Origin of the sequence: Sphingomonas sp. 1185 (genome assembly GCF_040544655.1) — a bacterium.
Taxonomy (GTDB): domain Bacteria; phylum Pseudomonadota; class Alphaproteobacteria; order Sphingomonadales; family Sphingomonadaceae; genus Sphingomonas.
In genome coordinates this window covers 17,125-27,257 of the sequence record NZ_JBEPKL010000041.1, presented here as the reverse complement: position 1 = coordinate 27,257, position 10,133 = coordinate 17,125, and the positions used below count along the sequence as shown (strand labels likewise).

Genomic DNA, 10,133 nt, shown 5'->3' with positions numbered 1-10,133 from the left:
GAGCGCCCACCCCTCACCCAGCTCCGACTAAGCCTTTGCTTTCGCAAAGACCAAGTCTGCGCAACCCTCTCCCCTCTGCGAGGGGCGAGGGAAGGCATCATGAATGCCGCCCCCCTAGAAAACGACCCGCGTCGCCTCGCCCGGCACATCGGCGAACAGCGCGGGCTCGGTCCCGGTCATCCATACCTGCCCCCGCCCGGCCAGCCGCTCGAACAGCGCGGCGCGGCGGGACGGGTCGAGATGCGCCGCCACCTCGTCGAGCAGCAGCACCGGCGGCACCCCGCGCCGCTCGGTGACGAGATCGGCATGCGCCAGCACGATGCCCAGCAACAGCGCCTTCTGCTCGCCGGTCGAACACAGCGCCGCCGCCTGTCCCTTCGCCACATGCGTCACCGCCAGGTCGGCGCGGTGCGGTCCCACCAGCGTCCGCCCCGCCGCCGCATCGCGCCTGCGCCCCATCGCCAGCGCATGGGCGAAGGCGGCCGGGTCCACCGCCTCCCCCTGCAACGCCAGCGCGGCGCGCGCGAACACGCTGTCGGGCACCTCCTCCAGCCGCTGGTCGAGCGCCGCGACCGCCGCGACGCGCGCGGCATCCACCGCCGCGCCATGCTCGGCCATCCGCGCCTCCAGCGCGCTCAGCCAGTCGGGATCGACCGGGCCTTCACTCGCCAACAGCCGGTTCCGCTCGCGCATCGCCGCGTCATAGCGGGTCGCGTGCATCCCGTGCGCCGGGGACAGCGCCATCACCAGCCGGTCGAGGAACCGCCGCCGCTCCGACGCGGGCTCGACGAACAGCCGGTCCATCGCCGGGGTCAGCCACAGGACCGACAGCCAGTCGGCCAGCGCATTGGCGCTCGTCCCCGCGCCCTGCACCCGCACCACCCGCCGCTCGGGCGAGGAAGCGAGCGCGCCGGTCGCGATCTCGACATCGCCGTTCAGGGTCGCGGCAACGCCGAACCCGCCCTTGCCCCCCTGCCGCGCCATCGCCGAGAGGGCGGCACGACGCAGCCCCCGCCCGGGCGCGAGCAGCGACACCGCCTCCAGCACATTGGTCTTGCCCGCCCCATTCTCGCCGGTCAGCACGACAAACCCCGCACTGGGGTTCAGCGCGAGGTCGGCATGATTGCGGAAATCGGTGAGGATCAGGCGGGTGAGCATCGGGTCCGCCTTAAACGATCCTCCCCAGCATGGGGAGGTGGCAGGCCGCAGGCCTGACGGAGGGGGGCTTCCACACGGGACTCCCCCGCAGCGATCCCCCTCCACCACCCTGCGGGTGGTCCCCCTCCCCGCGAGCGGGGAGGATTTGGGTCTTAGGTCCTTAAACGGCCAGAAATCTGTAAACTGTCAGTCCGACCGACCTGTAGGTGCGCAGAATTTCGTGCTTTTTCGCTATTAGGCGCCTCGTCGGTTCTGCAGAATGTCAAGTTTTCCAGAGCCCTTGTAGGCGGACAATGGATCGAACTTTACACATTGGCATGCCCCGTTCAACGATGCTGGCACGGGGGACGCGAATGGCTGCTAATCAAATCTACGTCGGGCGGGCGGACGCCGTTGACCTCGAGATCGACGGCGAGACTGTCATTGATCTCAACGCAGCGCTCTCCGCCGCTGCGACGGACGCCACTGAGATTACCATCCTGGGCGGATACTACCAGGCGGAGTGGTTGGTGCAGCTGTTCAGAAACCTCCCGGCACGTCGTCGTCGCGCGTGCAAGGTCAGGATCGCGGTCGGCTCCGATGCGACCGTGAGCCTGCCACGCACCTTCCGCGAGATGCAGGACGTTCGATCGGAACTGCGTCGGCTGGGGTACCGCGACATTGAGGTAGCGGTAGTCGGTCGCTCTCCGGTCCACTTTCACACCAAGCTGTTCCGGTTTCTCCGCACCACCCGCCCATCCTGGTACGTCGGTTCCGCCAACCCCGGCAGCGAGCGGCACGAGCTTATGATTCGTGTGGCAGGGCGGCACCCGGGCCTCTCCAGCTACGTCGATGCTGTCTTCGCTGTCGCACAGCCCGTCGAACACGGCGTCCCGGAACGTCAGTCCGCTACTACCATCCGCGAGTTTCTCCTGGACGGCGTTCTTTGCCACCGGCCGCCGGCGCAGCAACTCTTCACGTTCGATGCATACAGGCTGTCGCCCGAAGATCGCAGGCGGATTGATACCCGGCTCGGCGAAGGAAGCGGCGTCGAGCATGCAAGCCCCCGAACCGAGGGCTTCGGGTTCGGCCTGCGGAGTGCATTGGCTCTGCCGGCGGACGAGGATACGGACCGCGATGGCATCGAGACGCGCACCCGCTTCCGGTCGCTCGGCATGGACACGCTCTTCGGCCTGTGGATGCCTCGTGTCTATGCGGCGGAAGCGGAGGGTTCCGTACGGCAGCGGGAAGACGCTCGCCGTTCGCGCCTCGCGTCGATCGGATCCGTCATCAATGCGGAAGGTGGCCATGACCGCGTGCTCGCCGCCTTTAATGCCTATGTTGCTTCGATGGACCGCTACCTCGGCGACCTCGGCATTGAAGCCAGGCCGGTGCGTGACCGGGACGCTGGGCACGATAGCGGTTCGGACGGTGCGCTGATGAGTTGGGAGAAACTGAAGCCGGAGGAAGTGGCGACGATAGCCGCTGCCGTTCGCAGCAGATCCGACACGAGGCGGACCACCTGGCAGAACGTGATCGAGGAAAGTACGGCCGTGACCGGTCGGAAATATTCCCGGCAGGCTCTCGAGAAACATAAGGCGATCTGCGATGCCTATGAAGGGCGCGTCGTAGCGCATCGAAAATTCCGAAGCACGGGGTCGAAAGAGCGCGTGGTCCACCTCGACGCCAAGGACCGCCGGATCGAGAGGCTCGAACGAGAGCTAGGAGAAGCGAAGGCGATCATCAATGCCTATGATGCACGCTTCTATCTGTTGCTTGCGAACACGGCTCGTCTGGGCTTCAGACGCGAGGAGCTCGAAAGGCCGCTGCCTCCGAACCGGCCTTACGAGGAGCCTCCAACGGCGTGATCACTCCTTGCCGAGATCCCTTCGCTGCTGCTCTCGCAACCGCCGATTGACGGTGCGGCCGGTGGCGCCCTTGGCGTATCTTCTCGGCTGATCTGAGCCTTCGGCCCACCCGAACTTGTACTCCATGTGACGTTGCCACGAATCCTCGTTCCAGCCTTCGGTGTCAGCTTTCTCGGTATCGAGGTCGGCAGACGTGTGTCGAACCACGTGGGGCCCGAGGCCTTTCAGCTCCGGGTGAAACTCCACCAGCCTTTCGTAGATGCTCCGAAGAGAGCGCAGAGCGAGAGGCTCGCCGCCGGTCTCTACGAACAGGTACGGATTTCGTCTTGCGTTCGGGAACGCCGCTCGGTCGCGACGATCGTTCAGCCAGGCATCCAGCGCGAGTAGGACGTATTCCGGTGGTTGAAGCAGTCGACCCATCGTCTTGACGCGCGGCTTGACCTTGCGCGTGTCCAGCGCATCGGGCGCACGCGGCTGGACAAGGATTGTCGGCGGGTCAGCTCGAGTGTCGTAATCACGCACTCGTAGGCTGAGTTCCTCACCCTCGCGGAAGCCGAGCTCGTACGCCAGGATGACAAGCGCATAGTTGCGCTTCTGCAGCTTTCGCTGGAACGGGTTGTCGACGGACCCCGGCTGTATCGCACGGAGCAGCAGCGGCCTCAGCGCAGGTTCGAGGCCCAGGCGGTCGATGTATTCGGCACCCCGGCTCGGCCGGGGGCGCTGTTGCGCGGCAAGCGTCCCGAAGCGTTCGCGCTGAGCTACCAGCATCTCCTTGCGAGATCCCGTCGCCTTACCAATGGCCGCGTCTGCACGCCACAGGACGTAATCCACACTGGCATCCCAGTAACTGCCGGCGGTGGCACCGTTAATATTCCCACCACCCGGACCGATACGCTTCAGACAGGCTTCTGCGAGGCCGTTCAGCTCCTCAAGGCTGAGGTAGTCACCGGTTCCGACCCGAGAGGCTATGTCGATGCCCTTCGCGTCGAAATAGGCAAGTGCACGGCCGATCCCGCGAAGGCGCGCATCTTGGGTCGCCGGGGATTTACCCGAGCCTCGGCATGACGCCTGCACGTAGGCGTTCGCCAGCATGTGCGGCATGCCCGAACGGTCGACGAGAAGGGGAACCTCCTCGCCGCCGTCCAAGATGCAGCGGCGAATCTCGTAGGAATGGAGGAGCAATGTTTACACCTTCGGCTCTCGCACTCTTTAACAACCGAGGCGAATTACCGTTGCGGCTGATCAGCCATGGAAAACCGCAGATTTCCGTATAAAATTGCCCACTCTTTACATTTACACTTTTCTCGCCCTTTACACCCGCATCGGCATCAGCACGTAGAGCGCAGGCGCCTTGTCATTCTCGCGGATCAGGGTCGGCGCGGCGGCGTCGGCCAGGTGGACTTCGACCAGGTCGCTGTCGATCTGCGCCAGGATGTCGAGCAGATAGCGGCTGTTGAAGCCGATCTCGAAGCCCGGCGCGGTATATTCGCCCGGCACCTCTTCCGAGGCGGTGCCGTTTTCGGGGCTGGTCACCGACAGGGTGATCCGGTCGCGGTCCAGCGCCATCTTCACCGCGCGGGTCTTCTCCGTCGCGATGGTCGAGACGCGGTCGACGCCCTGCATGAACGCCTTGGGGTCCAGCTTCAGGATCTTGTCGTTGGCGGTCGGGATGACGCGGCTGTAATCGGGGAAGGTGCCGTCGATCAGCTTGGAGGTCAGGATCGCCTGGCCCAGGTCGAAGCGGATCTTGGTGCCCGACAGCGACACGCCGACCGAGCCGTCCACCTCGTCGAGCAGCTTGCGCAGCTCGGCGACGCATTTGCGGGGCACGATCACGTCGGGCATCCCCTCGGCGCCCTGCGGACGCTCGATGGTGACGCGCGCCAAACGGTGGCCGTCGGTGGCGGCGGCCTTCAGCACGGGGGTGCCGTTATCCTCGGCGACGTGCAGGAAGATGCCGTTCAGATAATAGCGCGTCTCTTCGGTCGAGATGGCGAAGCGGGTCTTGTCGATGATCTGCTTGAGGAGTTCGACCGACAGCTCGAACTGGGTGGGCAGCTCGCCCTCGGCAATCACCGGGAAATCGTCGCGCGGCAGGGTGCCCAGCGAGAAGCGCGCGCGGCCCGCCACGATGGTCATGCGCCCCTCGGCGGCGGTCAGCTGGACCTGCGCGCCCTCGGGCAGCTTGCGCGCGATGTCGAACAGCGTGTGCGCCGACACGGTGGTCGAACCCGGCTGGTCGACGGCGGCGGCGACGCTGTCGTTGATCTGGAGGTCGAGGTCGGTCGCCATCATGCGCAGCTGGCCCTCGGCCGTCGCCTCCAGCAGCACGTTGGAGAGGATCGGAATCGTGTTCCGCCGCTCCACCACCGACTGGACATGGCTCAATCCCTTGAGCAGCGTTGCGCGTTCGATCGTCGCCTTCATCTCGAAATCCCCCGCCGGAACGACCGCATGGTCCGATTCCGATAGTGATAAATGGCCTTGGTTCCTACCCGCGAAGAAGGGGCCGGAGCAAGGCTCCGACCCCTCCAACATTGGGGTAAAACCACCGTTAATGTGGAAAACCCGCGATCCTTTAGAAACGCAGGCCCAGGCCGGCCATCAACTGGTGGCGGTTCGGATTGATGCCGACGCCGTCCAGTTCGTCATAATGCGAGTAGCGATATTCGCCCTTCACGAAGGTGTTCGGGCTGATCGCATATTCCAGGCCCGCGCCCAGGCGGTAGCCGCCGACTTCCTGCGAATTGACGGTGGTGACGCCCGCCGTGGTGTAGCGCGCATCGAACTTGGCGTTGGTGTAACCGGCCTTCAGATAGCCCAGCGCGACCGGCGAGATCACATAGCCGACGCGCGCACCGGCATAGAGATCGCGTCCCGCGCCCAGGCGGAATTCATCGCCCGCGACGCGGATGCCGCTGCTGCGCGTGTCCGAGCTGCTGCCCGAAATCTCGCCCTCGGCACCCAGGATCACCGGGCCCGCCGGAATGTCATAGCCGATGCCGGCGCCGTAGAGCACGCCGTCGCTCGAACTCTTGTCCTGTCCCTGGCGGTCGTTCAGGCTGTCATAGCCGATCAGCCCTTCGACGCGGAAACCCGTGAAGGGCTGGCCCGTGGTCGTCTGGGCGGCGGCGGGGGCCGCGGCGGCGATGGCGGCCGAGGTCGCCAGGGCGGCGAGCATGAGCTTACGCATAACTTACTCCGTTACTGTACAGGCCGCCGTTACAGGTGGCGGTCGCACGCTCAATGACGGGAAAGCGCCTGCGTTGCATGAACCTCAGCTAAACAGGAAAAAGCGTTGCATACGCGCAACAGCCGCGACAGGGATGCGGTCATGGCGACCCCCGATGCCCTGCCTGCCCGACGCGGCCGCGACTATATCGCCCGGCATGGCGAAACCGTCTTCAACCGGATCGGACGCATCCAGGGCGACCGGGTCGACCTGCACACCCCGCTGACCCGCAAGGGCTTTGCCCAGGCCGAGGCGATCGGCACGATACTGCGCGAACGGCTGGGCGAAGGTCCCGTGGGCGAAGGTCCCGCGCTGACCCTCTGGTCCTCGCCCGCCGGCCGCGCGTTGCAGACGCTGGCGGTCATCGCCGAGCATCTGGGGCTGGACTGGCACCGGACGCATCAGGATATCCGGCTGATCGAACTGGGGTTCGGCAGCTGGGGCGGCCGCACCCTGGCCGAGCTGACCGCGACCCATGGCCCCGTCGTCCATCCGCATGGCATGGCGGTGGCCGCCCCCGATGGCGAGACCTATGCGGCGATGGCCCAACGGCTGAGGCGATGGATGGCCGATACGCACGACCATGACGGCGATCGCCTGATCCTGATGCACGGCCTGTCCAGCCGGGTGCTGCGCGGGCTGCTGCTGGGCCTGGCCGACGACGCGCATTGCGGCGTGCCGGTCGCCGAGCGCCTGCCGCAGGGGTCGATCGTGATGATCGAGCGGGGGCACGAGACGCTGGTCCACCGGCCTTCGGCATGAGACGGCTGGCGCTGATCCTGCTGCTCGCCGCCATGCCCGCCTCCGCGCGCGAGACGATCGGCATCTACAAGGGCTGGGGCGCGTTTCGCGATCCCGGTCGCTGCTATGCCATCGCCCGGCCGGTGCTGGCCAATGGGCGGACGGGGGGTTTCGCCAGCGTCGGCACCTGGCCCGCCAAGCGCCTCCGCGCCTCCTTCGCGCTGCGGCTCAGCCTGCCGCGCGACCGCGAGACGCCGGTGACACTGTCGATCGGCGAGCGGCGCTTTCCGCTGGTCGGCACCGACCGGCTGCTCTGGGCGCCCGATGCCGCGACCGACCATGCGCTGGTCATGGCGATGCGGTCGGGGCGCAGCATGAGCGTCTCGGCGGTCGATCCCGGCCGCCGCCCCTTTGCCGACACCTATGCGCTGGCGGGCGCGGCGGCGGCGATCGATGCCGCGACGCTGTCCTGCGTGATGCGTCCTTAGCCATCCATCGGGCGCGCCCTCGTACCAGTGGAAATGGATGCGATTTTGCGCTATGGCCACGCGATGCAGACAGTTTCGGCCGCCCCCATGCCCATCCCTGGGCACATCGATCCCGTGCCCGTGCCGCGCGGCGTGCAACCGCGCCCCGATGGCCGCGTCGACCTGATCGGGCTGACCAAGGACCAGTTGCGCGAGGCGCTGCTGTCCGGCGGCATGGAGCTGAAACAGGCCAAGCTGCGCTCCAAGCAGATCTGGCACTGGCTCTACAATCGCGGCGCGACCCGCTTCGCCGACATGACCGACATCGCCAAGGCGCAGCATCCCTGGCTGGAGGAACGTTTCGTCATCGGCCGTCCCGACGTGGTCGAGGCGCAGGTGTCGAACGACGGCACGCGCAAATGGCTGCTCCGCTCGCCCGACGGGCAGGATTACGAGATGGTGTTCATCCCCGACGCGGATCGGGGCACTTTGTGCGTGTCGAGCCAGGTCGGCTGCACGCTCAACTGCCGTTTCTGCCACACCGGCACGATGCGCCTGGTGCGCAACCTGACCGCGGGCGAGATCGTCGGGCAGGTGATGCTGGCGCGCGACTCGCTGGGCGAATGGCCCAGCCAGCCCGAGGGCCGCATGCTGACCAACATCGTGATGATGGGCATGGGCGAGCCGCTCTATAATTTCGATGCGGTGCGCGATGCGCTGAAGCTGGTGATGGACGGCGACGGCCTGGCGCTGTCCAAGCGTCGCATCACCCTGTCGACCAGCGGCGTCGTCCCGATGATGGCGCGCGCGGGCGAAGAGATCGGCGTGAACCTGGCCGTCTCGCTCCACGCCGTGACCAAGGACGTGCGCGACGAGATCGTGCCGCTCAACAAGAAATACGGCATCGAGGAACTGCTCCAGGCCTGTGCCGACTATCCGGGCGCCAACAATGCCCGGCGCATCACCTTTGAATATGTGATGCTGAAGGACAAGAACGACTCGGACGCCGATGCGCACGAGCTGGTCCGGCTGCTGCGCCACTATAAGCTGCCCGCCAAGGTGAACCTGATCCCGTTCAACCCCTGGCCCGGCGCCGATTACGAATGCTCGACCCCGGAGCGGATCCGCCGCTTCTCCGACATCGTGTTCGAGGGCGGCATCTCCGCGCCGGTGCGCACCCCGCGCGGACGCGACATCGATGCGGCCTGCGGCCAGCTGAAGACCGCCGCCGAGAAGAAGAGCCGCGCGCAGCTCGACCGCGAGGCGGAAGAGAAGTTCGCGGCGCTGGGCTGATCTTTTCCTCCCCTGCAAGGGGAGGTGGCAGGCCGAAGGCCTGACGGAGGGGTATCCCGCTCTCGATAGGGTGACTCCCCTCCGACGCGCTTCACGCGCCACCTCCCCTGCCAGGGGAGGAATGCCCAGCTGCTTGCCGCCCGCCCTCGGTTGAGGCACGGAAGCCCCGCACCATGCGTTACCCGCCCCGATGATCGATTGGACCTTTCTCGCGCTCGCCGCCGCCGGGGGCTTTGTCGGGGGTGCGATGAACGCGCTGGCGGGTGGCGGCAGCTTCTCCACCATGCCGACGCTGATCGCGCTCGGCCTGCCCTCCACCATTGCCAACGCCACCTCGAACGTCGCGCTGCAACCCGCCGCGATGGCCAGCGTCTGGGCCTATCGCCATGGGCTGGAGCCGGTGATGGGCGTGTCGATGCGCCGGATGGCGGCGATCACCTTCTGCTTCGCGCTGCTGGGCAGCGTGCTGCTGTTCCTGACGCCGCCGCGCGCCTTCGACCTGATCGTGCCCTGGCTGTTGCTGACCGCGACGATCGCCATTGCCGCCGGGCGCCATGCCTCGGACTGGCTGGCGCGGATCGCCCGGCCCGGCCCCCGCGCGCTGATTGGCGCGCAGGCGGTGCTGGGCGTGTACGGCGGCTATTTCGGCGGCGGCATCGGCATGATGCTGACCGCCGCCTGGGGCTTGTTGTCGGGCCGCAGCCCGGCGCAGCTGGCCGCGCCGCGCACGCTGATGCTGGCGACCGCCAACGCGGCCGCCACGCTGGTGTTCGTCGTCACCGGGATGGTCGCCTGGGCCCAGTGCCTGCCGATGCTGGCGGGCGGGATAGTGGGCGGGTGGAGCGGTGCGCTGATCGGGCGCAAGCTGCCCCCCGGCCTGATCCGTGGCTGGACCCTGCTCCTGACGACGGTGACGACGGCGGTGTTCTTCTGGCGCGGCTATGCCTGACCGGCTTTGAGCGGCGGCATGGCGGGCGTCGACTCCATCTCCGCCACCAGCGCCCGCATCGCGACCTCTTCCTTGCGGAGCCACTGCGCGATCTCGAAGCGCAGTTCGGCGGTCGCGTGGCGATAGCCGACCCAGTCCTTGACGATCGCCTCGATCGGCCAGCGCGATACGAAGCCCGAGATGCGCTGGCGATAGGCGGGGATATGCGCTTGCAAGGCCAGCCAGCCAGCGCCGCCGGGCGTATGGGCCAGCCGCTCGGCGGCAGGCAGCGCCGTGCCGGTCAGCCAGGTCGCGCACTGGCGACTGACATTGGAGATCAGCCAGCGGCTGCGACTCAGCGCAACGGGATCGGGCGCGGACGCGCCGCACAGGGCGCGATGTTGGGTCATGACGCGCGTCAACTCTTCGCGCATGTGCAGCCATTCGGACAGCATAAGGGGTGCCTC

The 10,133-nt window shown here is 66.9% G+C and carries 10 protein-coding genes; 5 read left to right on the top strand and 5 right to left on the bottom strand.

The window, feature by feature from the left end:
* Positions 1-114 precede the first annotated feature (114 nt).
* Positions 115-1,158 (bottom strand): DNA replication/repair protein RecF, encoded by a 1,044-nt coding sequence (gene recF, locus ABIC44_RS18495; RefSeq protein WP_354296883.1) that lies wholly within the window; start codon positions 1,156-1,158, stop codon positions 115-117.
* Between the two features lie 353 nt (positions 1,159-1,511).
* Here recF and ABIC44_RS18490 point away from each other — a divergent pair, with 353 nt between their 5' ends.
* The gene (locus tag ABIC44_RS18490) at positions 1,512-3,005 is read left to right on the top strand and encodes a phospholipase D-like domain-containing protein (RefSeq protein ID WP_354296881.1); all 1,494 of its coding nucleotides are present in this window, start codon (positions 1,512-1,514) and stop codon (positions 3,003-3,005) included.
* On the opposite strand, the gene ABIC44_RS18485 is transcribed toward ABIC44_RS18490, so the two are convergent.
* The 3 genes from ABIC44_RS18485 to ABIC44_RS18475 all read right to left on the bottom strand — a co-directional run bounded on the left by ABIC44_RS18485 (position 3,006) and on the right by ABIC44_RS18475 (position 6,198).
* Complete coding sequence (locus ABIC44_RS18485) at positions 3,006-4,187, bottom strand: tyrosine-type recombinase/integrase (protein ID WP_354296880.1); 1,182 nt, start codon at positions 4,185-4,187, stop codon at positions 3,006-3,008.
* A gap of 129 nt (positions 4,188-4,316) precedes the next feature.
* Positions 4,317-5,432 carry a DNA polymerase III subunit beta gene (gene dnaN / locus ABIC44_RS18480; RefSeq protein ID WP_354296879.1) on the bottom strand — a complete coding sequence of 372 codons (1,116 nt, stop codon included), beginning with the start codon at positions 5,430-5,432 and terminating at the stop codon, positions 4,317-4,319.
* A gap of 151 nt (positions 5,433-5,583) precedes the next feature.
* Complete coding sequence (locus ABIC44_RS18475) at positions 5,584-6,198, bottom strand: outer membrane protein (RefSeq protein ID WP_354296878.1); 615 nt, start codon at positions 6,196-6,198, stop codon at positions 5,584-5,586.
* A 141-nt stretch (positions 6,199-6,339) separates the two neighbouring features.
* On the opposite strand from ABIC44_RS18475, the gene ABIC44_RS18470 reads away from it, so the two are divergent.
* The 4 genes from ABIC44_RS18470 (at position 6,340) to ABIC44_RS18455 (ending at position 9,687) form a co-directional block, all read left to right on the top strand.
* Entirely contained in the window at positions 6,340-6,999 is a 660-nt protein-coding gene (locus ABIC44_RS18470) for a histidine phosphatase family protein (protein ID WP_354296877.1), read from the top strand.
* Positions 6,996-7,466 (top strand): hypothetical protein, encoded by a 471-nt coding sequence (locus ABIC44_RS18465; RefSeq protein ID WP_354296876.1) that lies wholly within the window; start codon positions 6,996-6,998, stop codon positions 7,464-7,466. Before ABIC44_RS18470 ends, ABIC44_RS18465 begins: the two co-directional genes overlap by 4 nt.
* An 87-nt stretch (positions 7,467-7,553) precedes the next feature.
* Positions 7,554-8,738, top strand: coding sequence for a dual-specificity RNA methyltransferase RlmN (rlmN, locus tag ABIC44_RS18460; RefSeq protein ID WP_354296874.1), 1,185 nt, complete (start codon positions 7,554-7,556; stop codon positions 8,736-8,738).
* 190 nt (positions 8,739-8,928) lie between these two features.
* A complete protein-coding gene (locus ABIC44_RS18455; RefSeq protein WP_354296873.1) occupies positions 8,929-9,687 on the top strand; it encodes a sulfite exporter TauE/SafE family protein in 759 nt (252 codons plus the stop codon).
* Here the strand turns inward: ABIC44_RS18455 and ABIC44_RS18450 are convergent.
* Entirely contained in the window at positions 9,678-10,076 is a 399-nt protein-coding gene (locus ABIC44_RS18450) for a hypothetical protein (RefSeq protein ID WP_354296872.1), read from the bottom strand. The genes ABIC44_RS18455 and ABIC44_RS18450 overlap by 10 nt on opposite strands.
* Positions 10,077-10,133 lie beyond the last annotated feature (57 nt).

Bases quoted from the DNA above. Each gene is read 5' to 3' on its own strand.
- recF (WP_354296883.1), bottom strand. From the start codon at position 1,158: ATGCTCACCCGCCTGATCCTCACCGATTTCCGCAATCATGCCGACCTC.
- ABIC44_RS18490 (WP_354296881.1), top strand. From the start codon at position 1,512: ATGGCTGCTAATCAAATCTACGTCGGGCGGGCGGACGCCGTTGACCTC.
- dnaN (WP_354296879.1), bottom strand. From the start codon at position 5,432: ATGAAGGCGACGATCGAACGCGCAACGCTGCTCAAGGGATTGAGCCAT.
- ABIC44_RS18475 (WP_354296878.1), bottom strand. From the start codon at position 6,198: ATGCGTAAGCTCATGCTCGCCGCCCTGGCGACCTCGGCCGCCATCGCC.
- ABIC44_RS18470 (WP_354296877.1), top strand. From the start codon at position 6,340: ATGGCGACCCCCGATGCCCTGCCTGCCCGACGCGGCCGCGACTATATC.
- ABIC44_RS18465 (WP_354296876.1), top strand. From the start codon at position 6,996: ATGAGACGGCTGGCGCTGATCCTGCTGCTCGCCGCCATGCCCGCCTCC.
- rlmN (WP_354296874.1), top strand. From the start codon at position 7,554: ATGCCCATCCCTGGGCACATCGATCCCGTGCCCGTGCCGCGCGGCGTG.
- ABIC44_RS18455 (WP_354296873.1), top strand. From the start codon at position 8,929: ATGATCGATTGGACCTTTCTCGCGCTCGCCGCCGCCGGGGGCTTTGTC.
- ABIC44_RS18450 (WP_354296872.1), bottom strand. From the start codon at position 10,076: ATGACCCAACATCGCGCCCTGTGCGGCGCGTCCGCGCCCGATCCCGTT.